The 16,891-nt window shown below is 66.5% G+C and carries 17 protein-coding genes; 11 read left to right on the forward strand and 6 right to left on the reverse strand.

The window, feature by feature from the left end:
• Positions 1 to 2: 2 nt before the first annotated feature.
• Positions 3 to 704, reverse strand: a complete 702-nt coding sequence (locus QQK25_RS03325; RefSeq protein WP_284186663.1) for a fumarylacetoacetate hydrolase family protein — start codon at positions 702 to 704, stop codon at positions 3 to 5.
• A gap of 142 nt (positions 705 to 846) precedes the next feature.
• Here QQK25_RS03325 and QQK25_RS03330 point away from each other — a divergent pair, with 142 nt between their 5' ends.
• From QQK25_RS03330 to QQK25_RS03370, 9 genes are all read left to right on the forward strand, one after another.
• Entirely contained in the window at positions 847 to 1,422 is a 576-nt protein-coding gene (locus tag QQK25_RS03330) for a DJ-1/PfpI family protein (protein WP_284186664.1), read from the forward strand.
• An 80-nt stretch (positions 1,423 to 1,502) separates the two neighbouring features.
• Entirely contained in the window at positions 1,503 to 1,859 is a 357-nt protein-coding gene (locus QQK25_RS03335) for a ribbon-helix-helix domain-containing protein (protein WP_284186665.1), read from the forward strand.
• A gap of 12 nt (positions 1,860 to 1,871) precedes the next feature.
• Positions 1,872 to 2,579 carry a glutathione binding-like protein gene (locus QQK25_RS03340; protein WP_284186666.1) on the forward strand — a complete coding sequence of 236 codons (708 nt, stop codon included), beginning with the start codon at positions 1,872 to 1,874 and terminating at the stop codon, positions 2,577 to 2,579.
• 123 nt (positions 2,580 to 2,702) lie between these two features.
• Positions 2,703 to 4,499, forward strand: coding sequence for a DEAD/DEAH box helicase (locus QQK25_RS03345; RefSeq protein ID WP_284186667.1), 1,797 nt, complete (start codon positions 2,703 to 2,705; stop codon positions 4,497 to 4,499).
• 93 nt (positions 4,500 to 4,592) lie between these two features.
• Positions 4,593 to 5,219 (forward strand): DUF47 domain-containing protein, encoded by a 627-nt coding sequence (locus QQK25_RS03350; protein ID WP_284186668.1) that lies wholly within the window; start codon positions 4,593 to 4,595, stop codon positions 5,217 to 5,219.
• A gap of 8 nt (positions 5,220 to 5,227) precedes the next feature.
• Positions 5,228 to 6,235, forward strand: coding sequence for an inorganic phosphate transporter (locus tag QQK25_RS03355; protein WP_284186669.1), 1,008 nt, complete (start codon positions 5,228 to 5,230; stop codon positions 6,233 to 6,235).
• A gap of 78 nt (positions 6,236 to 6,313) precedes the next feature.
• Positions 6,314 to 6,553, forward strand: coding sequence for a hypothetical protein (locus tag QQK25_RS03360; RefSeq protein ID WP_153163478.1), 240 nt, complete (start codon positions 6,314 to 6,316; stop codon positions 6,551 to 6,553).
• 224 nt (positions 6,554 to 6,777) lie between these two features.
• Positions 6,778 to 7,839 carry a DUF1615 domain-containing protein gene (locus QQK25_RS03365; RefSeq protein WP_284186670.1) on the forward strand — a complete coding sequence of 354 codons (1,062 nt, stop codon included), beginning with the start codon at positions 6,778 to 6,780 and terminating at the stop codon, positions 7,837 to 7,839.
• A gap of 134 nt (positions 7,840 to 7,973) precedes the next feature.
• A complete protein-coding gene (locus tag QQK25_RS03370) occupies positions 7,974 to 9,269 on the forward strand; it encodes an acetyl-CoA hydrolase/transferase family protein (protein WP_153163479.1) in 1,296 nt (431 codons plus the stop codon).
• A gap of 110 nt (positions 9,270 to 9,379) precedes the next feature.
• Here the strand turns inward: QQK25_RS03370 and QQK25_RS03375 are convergent, their stop codons facing one another.
• Together QQK25_RS03375 and QQK25_RS03380 are read right to left on the reverse strand one after the other, a co-directional pair.
• The gene (locus QQK25_RS03375; RefSeq protein WP_284186671.1) at positions 9,380 to 10,225 is read right to left on the reverse strand and encodes a 23S rRNA (adenine(2030)-N(6))-methyltransferase RlmJ; all 846 of its coding nucleotides are present in this window, start codon (positions 10,223 to 10,225) and stop codon (positions 9,380 to 9,382) included.
• A 90-nt stretch (positions 10,226 to 10,315) separates the two neighbouring features.
• Positions 10,316 to 10,675: a nucleotide pyrophosphohydrolase gene (locus QQK25_RS03380; RefSeq protein ID WP_153163481.1), complete on the reverse strand. Its 360-nt coding sequence runs from the start codon at positions 10,673 to 10,675 to the stop codon at positions 10,316 to 10,318.
• Positions 10,676 to 10,923: 248 nt separating this feature from the next.
• On the opposite strand from QQK25_RS03380, the gene QQK25_RS03385 reads away from it, so the two are divergent.
• On the forward strand, positions 10,924 to 11,445 hold the full coding sequence (locus QQK25_RS03385; RefSeq protein WP_284186672.1) for a gamma carbonic anhydrase family protein: 522 nt from the start codon (positions 10,924 to 10,926) through the stop codon (positions 11,443 to 11,445).
• A gap of 94 nt (positions 11,446 to 11,539) precedes the next feature.
• On the opposite strand, the gene QQK25_RS03390 is transcribed toward QQK25_RS03385, so the two are convergent.
• A complete protein-coding gene (locus tag QQK25_RS03390) occupies positions 11,540 to 12,397 on the reverse strand; it encodes an endonuclease/exonuclease/phosphatase family protein (RefSeq protein WP_284186673.1) in 858 nt (285 codons plus the stop codon).
• Between the two features lie 264 nt (positions 12,398 to 12,661).
• On the opposite strand from QQK25_RS03390, the gene QQK25_RS03395 reads away from it, so the two are divergent.
• Entirely contained in the window at positions 12,662 to 13,510 is an 849-nt protein-coding gene (locus QQK25_RS03395; RefSeq protein ID WP_284186674.1) for an HDOD domain-containing protein, read from the forward strand.
• A 7-nt stretch (positions 13,511 to 13,517) separates the two neighbouring features.
• Here QQK25_RS03395 and QQK25_RS03400 read toward each other — a convergent pair whose 3' ends face one another.
• Positions 13,518 to 15,497, reverse strand: a complete 1,980-nt coding sequence (locus tag QQK25_RS03400; RefSeq protein WP_284186675.1) for a heparinase II/III family protein — start codon at positions 15,495 to 15,497, stop codon at positions 13,518 to 13,520.
• Positions 15,490 to 16,884: a phenylacetate--CoA ligase family protein gene (locus QQK25_RS03405; protein WP_284186676.1), complete on the reverse strand. Its 1,395-nt coding sequence runs from the start codon at positions 16,882 to 16,884 to the stop codon at positions 15,490 to 15,492. Before QQK25_RS03405 ends, QQK25_RS03400 begins: the two co-directional genes overlap by 8 nt.
• Between the last annotated feature and the right edge of the window lie 7 nt (positions 16,885 to 16,891).

Below are 16,891 nucleotides of genomic sequence, written 5' to 3' on the forward strand. Positions count from 1 at the left end.
ACTCAGGCGATCTTCAGCGCCAGCCGCCCCACGCCTTCCACCCCGGCCTCGATCGCATCGCCCGACACCACCGGGCCGACGCCTTCGGGCGTGCCGGTGAAGATCAGATCACCCGGCTCCAGCCGGAAGAGCGTGGAAAGCCGCGCGACGATCTCCGCCACCGACCAGATCATGTCCGCCAGATCACCCCGCTGGCGGCGCTGGCCGTTCACCGTCAGCCAGATCGCCCCGGCCTGCGGATAGCCGCAATCCACCACCGGCACCAGCGGCGCGATGGGTGCCGAGCGGTCGAAGGCCTTGGCGGCCTCCCACGGATGGCCCTTCGACTTGAGCGCCGCCTGCAGGTCGCGGCGGGTCATGTCGAGCCCCACGGTGTAACCCCAGATGTGCGCCAGCGCCGCATCCACGGGGATGTCGGCACCGCCCTGGCCGATCGCCACCACCAGCTCCGCCTCGTAATGAAAATCCCGCGTCTGGGACGGGTAAGGCAGCGCCAGCGATGCATCCGGCAGCGCCGGCACCACCGCATCGGCCGGCTTGCAGAAGAAGAACGGCGCCTCGCGGGTCGGGTCGGCACCCATCTCGCGGGCGTGGGCGGCATAGTTGCGCCCCACGCAGTAAATCCGCCGCACCGGAAACACCCTGGCACTGCCCGCCACCGGCACCACCGCCTGGGCCGGCGGAGGAATCACGAAATCGGTCATCGTCTGTCTCTCCAAAACGCCCATGATGCGCACCCGCCGCCCGGCTGGCAAACCCTGGCGCGGTAACCGGCTACCACCCGCCCCGGCTGGCGTGCGGCCACACTTTCTCCGCGGTTTCCCATCCACCCGAACGGAGCAAGACATGGCCAAGAAAATCCTGATGATCTGCGGCGACTTCTGCGAAGACTACGAAACCATGGTGCCCTTCCAGGCGCTCCAGGCCGTCGGCCACACGGTCGATGCCGTCTGCCCCGACAAGAAGGCCGGCGACACCATCGCCACCGCCATCCACGATTTCGAGGGCGACCAGACCTACACCGAAAAGCGCGGCCACAACTTCACCCTCAACGCCACCTTCGCCGACATCGACCCGGCAGACTACGACGCCCTGGTGATCCCCGGCGGCCGCGGCCCCGAATACCTGCGCATGTACCCGGAAGTGATCGCCGCGGTGCGCCACTTCTTCACCGCCGACAAGCCGGTGGCCGCCATCTGTCACGGCGCCCAGCTCCTCGCCGGCGCCCGCGTGCTCGAGGGCCGCACCTGTTCCGCCTACCCGGCCTGCCGGGCCGAGGTCGAGCTTGCCGGCGGCACCTACGCCAACATCCCGGTGGATCAGGCCATCACCGACGGCAATCTGGTGAGCGCCCCCGCCTGGCCTGCCCACCCGGCGTGGATCGCCCAGTTCCTGGCGGTGCTCGGCACCCGCATCAGCTGATATCTGCCCATCGGCACAAAAATCCCCGCCAGCTCCTACAATGAGCTGACGGGGTTTTCCCGCTTTCCTGAGCCCGAACGATGTGCCAGATCTTCATCAACGCCGACCCTGAGCTCTACGCCACCCGCAGCCGCTCGATCCGCCTGCATGGCGTCGCCACCAGCCTGCGCCTCGAGAACCTGTTCTGGCAGGTGCTCGGCGAGATCGGCGAGCGCGACGGCCTCAGCGTGCCCCAGCTCCTCGGGCGGCTCTACGACGAACTCACCGTCAGCGGCCGACTCGACGAAAGCACGAACTTCACGTCCTTCCTGCGTGTCTCCTGCCTGCGTTACCTGCAGTTGCAACTGGCCGGCCGCATCCCCGCCGACCCCCGCGTGCCGATCCGCGACCTCGACCCCGCCTGGGTTCTAGCCGCCGAACGCCGCCCCTCCGCCTGAAGGACACCCTCGATGATCGACCTGTACTACTGGACCACCCCCAACGGCCACAAGATCACCCTCTTCCTCGAAGAAGCCGGCCTGCCCTACACGCTTCACCCCATCAACATCGGCAAGGGCGAGCAGTTCCAGCCGGATTTCCTGCGCATCGCCCCGAACAACCGCATCCCCGCCATCGTCGACAACACCCCGGCCGATGGCGGCGAGCCCGTCTCGATCTTCGAATCCGGCGCGATCCTGCTCTACCTCGCCGAAAAGACCGGCCAGTTTCTCTCCACCGACCTGCGCCAGCGCGTCGACACCCTGCAGTGGCTGTTCTGGCAGATGGCGGGCCTCGGCCCGATGGCCGGGCAGAACCACCACTTCACCCAGTACGCCCCCGAGCAGGTGCCCTACGCCATCGACCGCTACGTGAAGGAAACCGCCCGCCTCTACGCCGTGCTCGACCGCCGCCTCGCCGACCGCGCCTTCATCACCGGCGACGACTACACCATCGCCGACATGGCCTGCTACCCGTGGATCGTGCCCCACGAACGCCAGCGCCAGAGCCTCGACGACTTCCCCAACATCAAGCGCTGGTTCGACGTCATCCAGCAGCGGCCGGCCACCGTGCGCGCCTACGAAATCGCCGAGCGCATCAACCCCAGCCAGCCGCCCATGAGCGACGAAGCGAAGAAAGTGTTGTTCGGACAGGACGCCAGCACCGTCTCCGGGCGCTGACTTTCCTCAAGCAACAGGACGGCGGGGCGCGCTTACGGTAAAATTGAGTGTTTTGCTGAAGCCGCCTTAACGCCCCGGGCCCAAGACCGCTTCACCCTCCACCCGGCCCGCGCCCCCGCTCCCATGATTGCTCCCATCGAACGCTTCGATCAGCTCGACCTCCAGGCGCCGATTCTGGCCGCCCTCGCCGAGATCGGCTACGAAACCCCCTCGCCCATCCAGGCCGCCTGTATTCCGCACCTCCTCGCCGGCCACGACATCCTCGGCGAAGCCCAGACCGGCACCGGCAAGACCGCCGCTTTCGCCCTCCCGGCCCTCGACCGCGTCGACCTCGCCCAGCGCAACCCGCAGGTGCTCGTCCTCGCCCCCACCCGCGAGCTCGCCATCCAGGTGGCCGAAGCCTTCCAGCGCTACGCCAGCAAGATGCCCGGCTTCCACGTGCTGCCGATCTACGGCGGCCAGAGCATGGTCGTCCAACTGCGCCAGCTCCAGCGCGGCGCCCACGTGATCGTCGGCACGCCGGGCCGGGTCATGGACCACCTCGAGCGCAAGAGCCTCAACCTCGACAACCTGACCACCCTGGTTCTTGACGAAGCCGACGAAATGCTGCGCATGGGCTTCATCGACGACGTGGAATGGATTCTCGAGCACACCCCCACCGCCCGCCAGACGGCCCTCTTCTCGGCCACCATGCCGGACGCCATCCGCCGCGTCGCCCACCGCTACCTGCGCGACCCGAAGGAAATCAAGATCAAGGCCGCCACGGCCACCGTCTCCACCATCCGCCAGCGCTTCCTGCAGATCGCCGGCCCGCACAAGCTCGACGCGCTCACCCGCATCCTCGAGGTCGAGGACGACTTCGACGCCGCCATCGTCTTCGTGCGCACCAAGACCGCCACCGTCGAACTGGCCGAGAAGCTCGAAGCCCGCGGCTACGCGGCCGCCTGTCTCAACGGCGACATGACCCAGCAGCTGCGTGAGCGGGTCATCGAACAGCTCAAGAACGAAACCCTCGACATCGTCGTCGCCACCGACGTGGCCGCCCGCGGCATCGACGTGCCCCGCGTCAGCCACGTCATCAACTACGACATCCCCTACGACACCGAGGCCTACGTCCACCGCATCGGCCGCACCGGCCGCGCCGGACGCTCCGGCAATGCGATCCTGTTCGTCGCCCCGCGCGAGAACCACCTGCTGCGCCAGATCGAACGCGCCACCAAGCAGCCGATCGAGCTCCTCAAGCTGCCCAGCCGCGAAGCCGTCGCCGACAAGCGCGTCGCCGCCTTCCGCCAGCAGGTGAGCGAAGTCCTCGAATCCGAAGACCTGAGCTTCTTCCTCGACGTCATCGCCGGCATCGAAGAAAAGCAGGACGTGGACGTCCACGAGATCGCCGCCGCACTGGCCTTCCTCGCCCAGAAGGATCGCCCGCTGCAGATGCAGGACACCGGCAAACCTGACATCGCCCAGATCGCAGCCGGCAAGCCCGACCGCCCGGCCCGCGAGCCGCGCGAGAACCGCGGCGAGATCCTCGAGCGCCGCCGCGACTACGCCGAAGGCCGCCTCGCCCGCTACCGCATCGACGTGGGTCGCGAGCACATGGCCAGCCCCAAGGACATCGTCGGCGCCATCGCCAACGAGGCCGGCATCGAAAGCCGCTTCATCGGCCAGATCAACCTGTTCGAGGACTACAGCACCGTCGAACTGCCCGCCGATCTGTCCAACGACGTCGTCCAGATCCTCCGTCGCGCCCGCGTGCGCCAGCAGCCGCTCAACCTGCGCCTCGCCAGCCCCGAAGAGGCCAGCCGTGAACGCGGCCGCCCCGCGGGCCGCGGCGCCCCGCCGAAGAAGCCGTTCCGCAAGGACGGCCCTCCGGGCGGCTTCAGTGGCGGTTTCAAGGGCCCCAAAAAGCCCAAGTTCTGACAAGGATCAGAAGCTCCGCCTCAATACGGTGCGTAGATGAGGCGGGGCTCTGTTAAAATCGGGTTACAGTCATACTCCTGCAACAAACAAACTATGTTCGGACGCCTGCTGCCCCAAGAGGGCCGTTTTTTTGAACTTTTCAACAGCCACGCCGAGCAGATCGTTCTTGGCGCCCAGGCGCTGGTCGCCCTGATGGACGATCTCGGTGGTGCCGAAAAGCACATCGCAGCCATCGAAGAAATCGAACAGATCGCAGACAAGATCACCCACGAGACCGTCGCCCAGGCTCACAAGAGCTTCATCACCCCGCTCGACCGCGACGAGATCCACAGCCTCATCAACGCCATGGACGACATCCTCGACACCGTCCAGGACGTCGCCGAGTGCACCACGCTCTACCACATCCAGCGCATCACCCCCGAAGCGCAGCAGCTGGCCAACGTCAGCCTGTCCTGTTGCACCCGCGTCAAGATCGTGGTCGGCCTCATCTCCAACATGGACAACGCCAGCGCCGTGCTGCAGACGTGCCAGGAGATCGACCGCCTCGAGACCGACGCCGACCGCATCATGCGCAGCGCCATGTCCAAGCTCTTCCGTGACGAACGAGACGCGCTGCAGGTCATGAAACTCAAAGCCATCTACGAACAACTCGAATCGATCACCGATCGCTGCGAGGACGTCGCCAAGATCGTCGAAGGCATCGTGCTGGAAAACGCCTGAGCATCGCCATGGAACCCGTACAGATCGGTTTCTGGGTCATTGCCGGCCTGGTCGTCGTTGCGCTCGTCTTTGACTTCATGAACGGCTTTCACGACGCGGCGAATGCCATCGCCACCGTCGTGTCCACCGGGGTGCTCAAGCCCCACCAGGCTGTTGCCTGGGCCGCCTTCTTCAACTTCATTGCCCTGTTCATCTTCCAGCTGAAGGTGGCCAGCACCGTCGGCAAGGGCATCATCGACCCATCCATTGTCGATCACCACCTCATCTTTGGCGCGCTCCTTGGTGCCATCGCGTGGAACATCGTCACCTGGTACTACGGCATCCCTTCCAGTTCGTCCCACGCGCTCATCGGCGGCATCGTCGGCGCGGCCATCGCCAAGGCCGGCACCGATCCGCTGATCGGCGCCGGCATCGCCAAGACAGTCTCCTTCATCATCATTTCGCCGCTGCTCGGCTACATCCTCGGTTCGCTCATCCTCGTGATCGTCGCCTGGATCTGCCGCAACAAGACCCAGCGACGGGTCGACAAGTGGTTCCGTCGGCTCCAGCTCGTCTCGGCTGCGCTGTACAGCCTCGGCCACGGCGGCAACGATGCCCAGAAGACGGTCGGGATCATCTGGATGCTGCTGCTTGCCGCGGGCGTCACCGCCCAAGGTGACCCGGTTCCGTCGTGGGTCGTCGTGCTGTGCTACATGGCCATCGGCCTCGGCACCCTGTTCGGCGGCTGGCGGATCGTCAAGACGATGGGCCAGCGCATCACCAAGCTCAAGCCGGTCGGCGGTTTCTGTGCCGAAACCGGCGGTGCGATCACGCTGTTCCTGGCCACCGCGTTGGGCATCCCGGTGTCCACCACCCACACCATCACCGGCGCCATCGTCGGTGTCGGTTCGGTGCGCCGGACGGCCGCCGTCCGCTGGGGCGTCGCCGGCAGCATCGTCTGGGCATGGATCCTCACCATTCCCTGCTCGGCCCTGATCGCCGCTGGCGGCTACTGGATCGGTCGCACCCTGTTCTGACCTGACAACCGGCTTGACGCGCCGGATCGGAAACCCGATCCTCTCGCATCGAGCCGGTTTTTCATTGAACAACGCCCCATGGCCACCCCCACCCTCAAGCAACAGAAAACCTTTGCCCTCGTCCGCATCATCGGCGGCTTCGCCGCGGCGATGGTGCTCGGCTATTCCTTCATCGCCAACGTGATCGCCGGCCAGCCAATGGAAGGCGCGGTGCTGCTGACCGGCATCATGGCCCTCGTCGGCCTGGGCTATTCAGCCTTCTACACCCGCAGCCTGAGCCGCATCGCCGAGGCGGAAAAAACCGCCGGCGGATCTTGATCCGTAGCGGCTCCAGCCTAGCGGCCAGCGCCCTGGCGGTTGGCGCGCTACTGCTCGGCGGCTGCGCGAGCACCGGGCCGGTGGAATCCCGGCCGTCCCCGAAGCTTCCTCCGGCAAGCGGCAGCACGCCTCCCCTGCCCCAGACGATTCCGGCCCCTCAGCCCGAAGCGCCGAAACCGATTCTCACGCAGCCAGCTCCGGCACTCCCCCCCACCGTTCAGCCCGTGCCGCGCCCTGCCGCGCCGGTCGTGCTCGGTGAGCGGGAAGGCCGCGCCCTCATAGCCGGCTTCCTGCCGCCCTACGTCAAGGACCGGGACGGCTGGGCCACCGACATCCACACCGCCTTCAGCAGCCTGCGCCTGCCGCTCACGCCGGACAACATCTGCGCCGCAGTTGCCGTCATCGAGCAGGAATCCACCTTCCAGGCAGACCCGGTGGTACCCGGCCTGTCCCAGATCGTCTGGAAGGAAATCGACACCCGGCGCGAAAAGATCCACCTGCCCCGTCTGCTGGTGGACGCCGCCCTCCTCAAGACCAGTCCCGACGGCCGCAGCTACAAGGCGCGCATCGACAGCCTGCGCACCGAGAAGCAGATGAACGCGCTGTTCGAGGACATGATCTCCGAGTTGCCCAATGGCAGATCCCTGCTGGGCGGCTACAACCCGGTGCGTACCGGCGGCCCGATGCAGGTCAGCATCGCGTTTGCCGAAGAGCAGGTGCGCGAGAAGGCCTACCCCTATCCGCGCCGTGACTCCGTGCGCACCGAAGTCTTCACCCGCCGCGGCGGCGTGTATTTCGGCATCGCGATTCTGCTCGACTACCCGGCGCCCTACAGCAAGATCCTCTACCGCTTTGCTGACTTCAACGCCGGTCGCTTCAGCAGCCGCAACGCGGCCTTCCAGTCGGCGGTCGCCCGCCTGTCCGGCCAGGCGCTGGCCCTCGATGGCGACCTGCTGCGCTACAAGGACGGTGCGCCGTCGTCTGAGCCCAGCGCGACACTGTCGGCCCTCGCCACCATCAACGGGCGGCTGGGCCTTTCCCGGGATGCCCTGATCCGCGACCTGCGCCTCGAAAAAACCCCCGCTTTCGCCCAGACCGCGCTCTATGCCAGGGTCTTCGCCCTCGCCGATGCGGCAGCCGGTGCGCCCATACCCCGCGAAGCGATGCCGCAGATCGACCTGAAGAGCCCCAAGATCCAGCGCAAGCTCACCACCGCGTGGTTCGCCGAGCGCGTGGACGGCCGCCACCGAACCTGTCTCGGACGCGACCGCTCGACCCTGCCCTAGGCCGGCAGCCCCGCTCATTTCCTTGATCCAGGCCAGATTCCGGGCCACTCCCACGCTATACAATCGAGTACAAATCGCGGCTTCAAGCCGTGGTTTAATGCTGCGCTATAACGATGACCATGGGAGATAAACAGATGACCGTCCAGGCGCAATACGCCGCCAAGCGCGTAACTCCGGCCGAAGCCATCCGCAATGTTCATAACGGCGACACCATCGTCGTGCCGACTGCGGTAGCCGAACCCCCCGCGCTCCTTACCGCCCTTTCCGAACACCGCCGCGACTTCCGCGACGTGAAGGTGTCGCAGATCCTCGCCGTGCGCAAGTTCGGCTACCTGGATCCGACCACCGCCGAAAACGTGCGCCACGTGGCGTACTTCTTCAGCGGCGCGACCCGCCCCGGTTTCAAGGAAGGCGTGGGTGATTTCTACCCGAGCTACTTCTCCGAGATGCCGCAGCTCATCGATCGTGGCCTGATGCCTGCCGAGGTGGTGTTCACCCAGGTGTCCCCGATGGACGAGCACGGTTATTTCTCCCTGGGCCTCGCCCCCGACTACACGATGGCCGCCATCCGCAAGGCCCGCGCCGTCATCGTCGAAGTCAACCCGAACGTTCCGTTCGCCTTTGGCAACTGCCACATCCACATCTCCCAGGTCACTGCCCTGGTCGAGAACGATGAGCCGGTGCTCGAAGTGGGCCTGCCCACCATCGGGCCCGTCCAGGAAGCCATCGGCAAGTACGTCGCCGACATGATCGAGGACGGCTCGACCCTGCAGATCGGCTACGGCGGCATTCCCGACGCGGTGGTGATGCAGCTCACCCACAAGCACGATCTGGGCATCCACACCGAGATGGTCGGCGACGGCATCCTCACGCTGCTCGAAGCCGGCGCGGTCACCAACCGCCGCAAGAACTTCATGCCGGGCAAGATGGTCGCGACCTTCGCCCTCGGCTCCAAGAAGCTCTACAAGTTCCTCGACCGCAACCCGATGGTCGAGATGCACCCGGTGGACTTCACCAACGACCCGTACATCGCCGGTCAGAACGACAACCTGATGTGCATCAACGCCACCCTGGAGATCGATTTCCTCGGCCAGTGCGGCTCCGAGAGCCTGGGCCCGCTGCCCTACTCCGGCACCGGTGGTCAGTCGGACTTCGTGCGTTCGGCCAACCGCTCCAAGGGCGGCAAGGCCTTCATCGTGCTGCCGTCCACCGCCAAGGATGGCACGATCTCGCGCATCGTCCCGACCCTCACCCCGGGCACCCACGTGTCGACCAGCAAGAACGACATCAACTACGTGGTGACCGAGTACGGCGTGGCCCAGCTGCGCGGCAAGACCGCCAAGCAGCGCACCAAGGAGCTCATCAGCATCGCCCACCCGGACTTCCGCGGGCAGCTGACCGAAGCCGCCAAGAAGATGCATCTGCTGTAAATCGCCCGCGGCAGCCTTCGCTGCCGCCCGCGTGGATCAACGCTTCAACAAAAAGCCCCGGTCACCCGGGGCTTTTTGCATCCTGCGTCTGGCCTGAGCGGCCGGCGCGCTCAGGGAATCTCGGATTCCAGCTGGAAGCCAGCACCTTCGTCGATGCCCAGCACCTTCACCAGATAAGGCATCACCTTCTTCAGCACTGGCGGCAGGGTCCACGGCGGATTGACGATGAAGAGGCCGCTGCCATGCATCCCGAAACCATCCTCGGAGGGCTTCTGCACATCGAGGCTGACGTGCAGCCAGCTGGTGATCGGCAGGCGCTTGAGCTTCTCGGGGAGCTCCCGCGAGGCCATGCTGTGGAGCTTGGGATACCAGATGATGTAGGTGCCGGTCGGGAAGCGGCGCAGGCTCTCCTTCATCATCGTCAGCACGGTGCGGTAGTCGGTCTTCACCTCGTAGGGCGGGTCGATCAGCACCAGCCCGCGGCGCGACGGCGGCGGCAGGAAGGCGTTGATGCCGGTGAAGCCGTCCTGCTCCAGCACCATCGTCTGGTTGCCCGCGTTCTCGAAGGTCTTGGCGAGCAGGCGGCTGTCGGCCGGATGCAGCTCGAACAGGCGCATCTTGTCGTCCGGGCGCATCAGCGGCGCCGCACAGCACGGCGACCCCGGATACAGCCGCAGCTTGCCGCCGGGGTTGAGGTCGCGCACCACGCGCAGGTATTCCTTAAGCTCGGACGGCACGTCCTTGCGGCCCAGCAGCCGGCCGACGCCCTCTTCGTACTCGGCGTTCTTGCGGGCGAAGGCTTCGTCCAGCGCATAACAGCCGGCACCCGCGTGGGTGTCGATGTAGAAGTAAGGCTTGTCCTTCTGGTTGAAGTATTCCAGCACCTGGACGAGGACGAAGTGCTTGAGCACGTCGGCGTGATTGCCGGCGTGAAAGGCGTGGCGGTAACTCAGCATGGCGGTTGCACCCGGGCAAGCGGGCGGCAAGGGTCGATAGATCAGGGGCGCGATGCTAACACCTCGGCCGGTGGCACGCCTCCCCGGCGTTCAATCGGGCGCGTCGTACTTCCGGCGCGAACCCCGGAAACGCTCGACCGGATACTTGGCTTCGTTCTTGGCAAGCTTGGCGCGGGTCGCGGCATCCAGGTCGATGCCGGCCCGGTCGGCGATCAGCAGCAGGTAGAGCAGCACGTCGGCGCATTCGTCCTCCAGCGCCTCGCGGGCGTGGAGGTCCGCCGGAATGGCGGCGATCTCGTCGTCGGTCTTCCACTGGGTGAGCTCCAGCAGCTCGCCGGCCTCGAGGTTGAGCGACACGATGAGGTTGCGCAGGGAATGGAACTGCGACCAGTCCCGCGCGTCCCGGAAGGCCGTCACCAGCCCTGCAAGGCTGTCGAGATCACCGGCCATCGCCCTGCCCCGTTCCGAGACCATCTGAAGCGTTCACAAACATCCAGACTCCTTGTCGCCGTCCGCGGCATTGAAGACGCGCTCACGGGCCTCGGCCACCGCCGCTAAGCCCTTATTTCGCTTACCGAAAGTGTGGCAAAAAGGGCGCCAATCCCCTTGCACTCGAGCGTCACCCTGTTATTATGGCGCGCTCTTCACCCGGCCATTCGGCGGTACGGGTGAAATTCAAACCATAACAGGAAAATAACATGCCGATTTATCGCCTCGGAGAGCATACCCCGCAACTGCAGGAGGGCGTCTGGATTGCCGACACTGCCACCCTGATCGGCGACGTGCATCTTGGTCGCAACGTCAATGTGTGGTTCGGGGCGATCCTGCGGGGCGACAACGACCCGATCACCATCGGCGAGAACACCAACATCCAGGACGGCTCGGTGCTCCACACCGATGACGGCGTCCCCCTCACCATCGGCAGCAACGTCACCGTCGGCCACAAGGTGATGCTGCACGGCTGTGCGGTGGGCGATGGCTCCCTGATCGGCATCAACGCGGTGGTGCTCAACCGCGCAGTGATCGGCAAGCACTGCCTGATCGGCGCCAACTCGCTGATTCCCGAAGGCAAGGTGATTCCCGATCGCTCGCTGGTGTGCGGCTCTCCGGGTCGGATCATCCGCGAGCTCACCGACCACGAGATCGTCAAGCTCCAGGCCAGCGCCGACGGCTACGTGAACAACGCCCTGCGCTACCAGGAACAGCTCTCCGAACTGTAAACACACAACGGCCCTGCCGCGGCGTGTGCCGCCTGCAGGGCAGCTGCATCCTGCCAACCCCGGCCGGATGTGATGTACCCGAATCCTGGACTGCTCAGTCCAGGATCAACCGGATCGGCTGGTGATCCGAGGCCGCCGTGGCCTGATCCACCGCCACCGCATCCACCCGATCGACCAGATCGGCGCTCACGAAGAAATAATCACAGCAATACGGCCTGTCCGGCCATTCGGCGCCATTCAGGCCCACCGTGTTCAGGTGCGGAATGTCGCCGTAGCAGGCACGCCAGGCGTCTTCCCAGCCCGACACGTCGGCGCTGATCGGCGCGGTCATCCGGTAATACTCGGGGCTGCCGGGCTCGCAGTTGAAATCCCCGCAGATGATCGCCGACACCGGCCGCGGCCACACCGCAAAGGGCGAATCCTGCTTGCGCTCATCCAGCGTCGGCGGCGCGCTGGCGGCGAGCCGCACCGCATCGCACTGCAGCGCGTGGAGCGCAGCGATCTGGGTCATGCGCTGGACGCGGGAGTAGTACTCCAGATGGGTGTTGAGCACCCGTACCGGGCCATGCGCACCTTCCACGACCACCTCGAGGCACACCCGCGGCATGCTCGGCACGCCGTCTTCGGGCGGGCGCGGCAGACTGTGGCGGAACACCTGCCCCACCGGCAGGCGGCTGAGGGTAAGGTTGCCAAACTGGCTGCGACCGCCGGCCGCATCCGGCAGATCCACCGCCGGCGCAAAGTGCGCGCCATAGCCCGGGAAGGCCTCGGCCAGACGGGCAACACTGTCCGTGGCCACGCCGCCCTGCAGCCCGGCAAAACCCACCGCGACTTCCTGCAGGCAGATCACATCAAAATCACCCAGCGTCCGGATGGCCGAAATCGTGCGCGGGAGATTCACTTCACCATCCGCACCGCGCCCCCACTGAATGTTCCAGCTCAGTAGCTTCATCGGGAAAACCTTATTTTCTTGCTCGACAAACCGGGCCGACGCCAGCGCGCCGACCACCGCCGAAAAGCATAGCAAGCCCGTGTCCCCCGCTCGCCCTCAATCCATGCACCGCTGTGCGCAATTGCCGGTCGTCGTGCCTTGGCGGCAGGCGTGCTGTGGATTATCTCCCCCAATTTGGGGCGCATCCAGGGTGTCATCGCTAAAGCAGCTTGCCACGCCGCCGTAAATCACTTCGTCTCCCGTTCTCAAGAGCCGCCCACGATCATGTCTACGCCCCAGGAACTTGTCGCCTGCATCGAAAAGCTCGCCAGCCTACCCGCCGCATACCATCGCATCCGCGAACTGCTCGACGATCCGGACAGCTCGGTCTATCAGGTGGCCGATGCGGTGGCCAGCGACCCGGGCATCACTGCCCGCGTGCTCCGTGTCGTCAACAGCGTGCTGTACGGCTTTCCGGGGAAGATCGAAACGGTTGCCCGGGCGGTCAATCTGATGGGGATGCAGCAGGTGCATGATCTGGTGCTGAGCACCGCGATCATCGGCGCCTTCTCGGGCATCCGCCCGGCGCGGATGCACATGACCCGCTACTGGCAGGACTGCATCTACCGGGGTCTGGCGGCCCGCGCCAGTGCCAAGCTGATGGGCACGGGCGATCCGGAGCGGATGTTCGTCGAAGGCCTGCTCGCCGACATCGGCCATCTGGTGATGTACCAGGCCAACCCCGAAGGCGCCTCGGCGGCCCTCGAAACCGCCCGCACCCGCCACATCCCGCTCCCCGAGGCCGAGATCAGCCACCTGGGCTGCACCCACGCCGAAGTAGGCGCAGCGCTGGCGTCGGCGTGGCACCTGCCCAACGGCTTTGCCACCGCCATCGGCGCCCAGCTGATGCCGGCCATGGGCGGCCACCACATGACCGAGGCCGCCCTCATCCATCTGGCCAACCAGATCGTCGCCACCGAAGGGCAGGAGAACGCCGACGAGGCCGCCCTCGCCGGGATGGACCCGATGACCGTCGCCACCCTCGAGATGAGCGTCGAAAGGATCGGTTCGATCCGCGCCGCCGTCCAGGCCGAGATGCCGGCGGTGATCGCCCTGTTCTTTCCCCAGGCCTGAGCGCGGATCAGATCCGGCGCAGGATCGTCTCCACGAACATCCCGGGCTCGAGGGTCCCCCGCCACTCGACGGTCGTGCTCGGCGACCGCTGGTCGTACCCCCGGGAAACCCAGCCTGCCAGCGGCTCGTCGGCGCCGCGCAGGATGCTCACCTCGCCATCGGGCGGCAACACCATCGTCAGGCACACCGGGCCATTGGACACCGACAAGCCATCCGGCGTGCAGGTGACGTTGCAGGCCTCGCTGAAATGCCAGTGCAGCGTGACGGACTGCGGGCCGGCAGCCTGCACCTCGTCGCGGATCGTCACCCTGTCGGCCAGGCGATCCACTTCCCAGCTGCGGCGATGCACCGGCCGCCCCGGCAGGCGCCGGTAGCCGTCGTGCTCGGCCACCAGACGATCGACGATACGGGTGGATTCCCGTTCGAGTACCGTCGTCCGGTACTTCCGCACCCACATGAACTTGCCGCCCGATACCGCCTGATCCTCACCGGCGATGGACAGGGTGTTGTGCATTGCCGTGCCGCGGAAGCCATCCCGCCAGGCCCGTGGCCCGTGGTAGGTGCCGGTGCCCGGATCGACGAGAAACTCCCGTCCGGCCACCGACAGGGTGAAGGACAGTGCATCCGCATGACCGTGGGCCGCGATGCCGCCAAGGCCCAGGGGGCCGGCATCGGCCACCAGGCGAATCTCGTCCAGCGTATCCAGATGGGCGCCGAGCACGAACACGCCACCATCCGGAAAATCCACCCGGGTGGTGGCCGGCGCAGCCTTGAGCAGCAGATCATCGAAGGGCACGCAGGCCTCTCGACCAAGCAGCCAGCGGGTGCGTAGATCCACAAAGCCGGCCTTGCGGGCCAGGGAGGCGTTCTCGAACAGCAGCGCACCGGTGGCAAGCTGGCTCTGGAAGGCGCAGCCGCCGGCGCTGAGGGAAAAGCCGGTCACCCGGCCGTCGTCCGCATCGCCGAACATCGGCACGTTGCCGCCGCTGTCCATCACCGCCGCCACATACACCAGCATCGCCTCCATGCGCGACCAGTAGGCGTCTGAAAAGGGCTTGCCGGTGGCCCGCGCGGCGAGCCCGGCGATCAGCAGAAAATCCCACACGAACTGCTGGTAGGCGGTGGTCTGTTCGCGATTGACGCCGTCCGGGGCATTCTGGATGAGCGCCTCGCGCTCCAGGCCGTCGCGGGAGACGCGCCGCCACTGCTTGGCCTCTTCCCAGTACGGCCAGGTGGAGCCGGCCACGAACAGCCCGGTCAGCTCGCCGATCAGGTGATTGTTGGCCGATGAATGCCGCGACAGATGCCCGCGGATGAACTCGGCGTGGCGCCAGATGCTGCTCAACCAGTCGGCCCGCAGCACCTTGCCCACCGGATGCTGGAACAGCGGCGACGACAGCCCACCGATCAGCTGCCAGGCGATCGACCAGTTGATCAGCCGGATGCCGGCCTCCAGCGCGCTCGACCAGTTCGGCCCCAGGCCATACGGGCACTGGACGAACCAGCTCTCCAGCAGCGTGCCGATCCCTTCCAGGTAGCGCATGTCGCTGGTGAGCTGCCAGGCCTGGGCCAGGCACACCAGTTCAAGGTGCCGGTTGGGCTCCCACAGGTACTTGATGTCGCCGGTCACCGAGGGATCGCGGAAGGACATGGTTTTGCCGTAGGTGAGCGGCAGCAGCGCGCCGTTGGCCGGGTTGCGGTTCCACTCCGGCGGGAAACCAAGGTTCATGGCATCGTTGGCGAAGATCCGCCAGTGGCCGGCGAGCACCTCATTGGCCCGCTGCAGGATGGCGCCAGCGGGCTCGGGCAGCTCCCGCGGCAGCCAGCGGGCGCCCAGGCGGTCGAGCCGGGCCACCGGCACTTCGGTGGGGGTCTTGCGGCGCTCCATCGCCAGGGTGGCGCTGGTGCTGGCGCGGCCCATGATCTCGGCAATGGACATGCAGCGCAGGCGGTTCCAGTACCACCCGACCTGGTTGAGACTAGACATTGACTTCCTCACTTCCACTCAGCCGGCTGACGATCTGCCGGAACTTTCCGTTGCGCGTGCGCGGGATCTCGGCCACGCGCTCGATTCTGATGATGACCTGCTGGCCAAGCCGCTCACGGGCACGCAGCAGCAGCGCGTGCTCGTCCCGCTGGCTGAATTCGGTGCCGGCGACGATGCGGATCACCACTTCGTCCAGGCGCTCCTGCACCACCTGGGCCTCGACGAGCCCGAAGAGCCCGGAGAAGATCCAGTCCAGCATCACCACGTGGCGCCCGTCGGGGGTGCGGATGGCGTCGTCCACCCGGCCCAGCACCCGCTCCACCACCCGGAAGCTGCGCCCGCAGGGGCAGGCGAAATCCGGGTCGGCCAGCACCACCCGGTCGTCCGCGCGGTAACGCAGGAAGGGCATCAGGCGGTTGCCGAAGCCGGTGGCGATGAGGTTGGAGGTGCCGTCGCCGTTGGGCTCGAACTCCACGCAGCCGTAGTCCTCCATCACGTGATGGTGGCCGTGCTCGCAGGTGCCGATGGCCGCGACCCGCTCGAAGGCGCCGTACCAGTCGAACACCTGACAGCCGAAGCGCTCGGCGATGATGCGCCGCTCCTCGGCGCGCAGTGTTTCGGACGAGGTGACGATGCCGCGCAGCGACTTGCCGCGGTAATTGCGGTCGTGCTCCTCCAGCCAGCGGGCCAGATAGCCCACCGACGACGGATACGCCTGGATCATCACCGGGTCGAACTGCTCCAGCGCCTCGATGTAGCCCGCGCCGTTGCTCGGCGTGAGGTGGTAGGAGGACAGCATCAGGGTGTTGTCGGCCCGGTTCATCCGCCACAGCTTGCCGCCGGACTGATTGGGCGGCACCACAGGATCGCCGCGCAGCCAGGCCCGCCGCTCGCCCTTGTGAAAACCCGCCCAGCGGGCCTGTCGGTCGATGAAGGCCTGCTCGAAGGCGATCGAGGTCCGGTCACGCCAGCCGGCCATCGCCTGGCCAGTGGTGCCGCTGGTCGAACCCTTGAAGCGCAGCCACGGCCCGCCCTCGGCCACCATGCGCTCGCCCTCGGCGATCACCTCGTGCTTGGTGAGCACCGGAATCTGGGCCAGATCGGCAAGGCACTGCCAGCGCGTCGGGTCGATCCCCAGCCGGCCGAACAGCTCGCGGTAATACGGCACCCGGCGCCCGGCATCGAGCGCCAGCTCGCGCATGGTCTCGAGCTGGAGGGCCTCCCATTCGGCGCGGGGCAGCCACTGGCTGGCCTCGATGCGCTCGGTGATCCGGCGCAGCGCGCGCTGGTCGGTCACCAGGCCGCGAAGGCGGGTGGTCACCGCCAGCAGGTGTTCCTGCACCTCGGGCGAGACACGACGATAAAGCTTGGAATGACTGGATAGCATCGACCCG

This window comes from Zoogloea oryzae, from assembly GCF_030161255.1.
Taxonomy (GTDB): domain Bacteria; phylum Pseudomonadota; class Gammaproteobacteria; order Burkholderiales; family Rhodocyclaceae; genus Zoogloea; species Zoogloea oryzae.

Coding starts and splice junctions, on each gene's coding strand:
- QQK25_RS03325 (WP_284186663.1), bottom strand. CDS start 704: ATGACCGATTTCGTGATTCCTCCGCCGGCCCAGGCGGTGGTGCCGGTG.
- QQK25_RS03330 (WP_284186664.1), top strand. CDS start 847: ATGGCCAAGAAAATCCTGATGATCTGCGGCGACTTCTGCGAAGACTAC.
- QQK25_RS03335 (WP_284186665.1), top strand. CDS start 1,503: ATGTGCCAGATCTTCATCAACGCCGACCCTGAGCTCTACGCCACCCGC.
- QQK25_RS03340 (WP_284186666.1), top strand. CDS start 1,872: ATGATCGACCTGTACTACTGGACCACCCCCAACGGCCACAAGATCACC.
- QQK25_RS03345 (WP_284186667.1), top strand. CDS start 2,703: ATGATTGCTCCCATCGAACGCTTCGATCAGCTCGACCTCCAGGCGCCG.
- QQK25_RS03350 (WP_284186668.1), top strand. CDS start 4,593: ATGTTCGGACGCCTGCTGCCCCAAGAGGGCCGTTTTTTTGAACTTTTC.
- QQK25_RS03355 (WP_284186669.1), top strand. CDS start 5,228: ATGGAACCCGTACAGATCGGTTTCTGGGTCATTGCCGGCCTGGTCGTC.
- QQK25_RS03360 (WP_153163478.1), top strand. CDS start 6,314: ATGGCCACCCCCACCCTCAAGCAACAGAAAACCTTTGCCCTCGTCCGC.
- QQK25_RS03370 (WP_153163479.1), top strand. CDS start 7,974: ATGACCGTCCAGGCGCAATACGCCGCCAAGCGCGTAACTCCGGCCGAA.
- QQK25_RS03375 (WP_284186671.1), bottom strand. CDS start 10,225: ATGCTGAGTTACCGCCACGCCTTTCACGCCGGCAATCACGCCGACGTG.
- QQK25_RS03380 (WP_153163481.1), bottom strand. CDS start 10,675: ATGGCCGGTGATCTCGACAGCCTTGCAGGGCTGGTGACGGCCTTCCGG.
- QQK25_RS03385 (WP_284186672.1), top strand. CDS start 10,924: ATGCCGATTTATCGCCTCGGAGAGCATACCCCGCAACTGCAGGAGGGC.
- QQK25_RS03390 (WP_284186673.1), bottom strand. CDS start 12,397: ATGAAGCTACTGAGCTGGAACATTCAGTGGGGGCGCGGTGCGGATGGT.
- QQK25_RS03395 (WP_284186674.1), top strand. CDS start 12,662: ATGTCTACGCCCCAGGAACTTGTCGCCTGCATCGAAAAGCTCGCCAGC.
- QQK25_RS03400 (WP_284186675.1), bottom strand. CDS start 15,497: ATGTCTAGTCTCAACCAGGTCGGGTGGTACTGGAACCGCCTGCGCTGC.
- QQK25_RS03405 (WP_284186676.1), bottom strand. CDS start 16,884: ATGCTATCCAGTCATTCCAAGCTTTATCGTCGTGTCTCGCCCGAGGTG.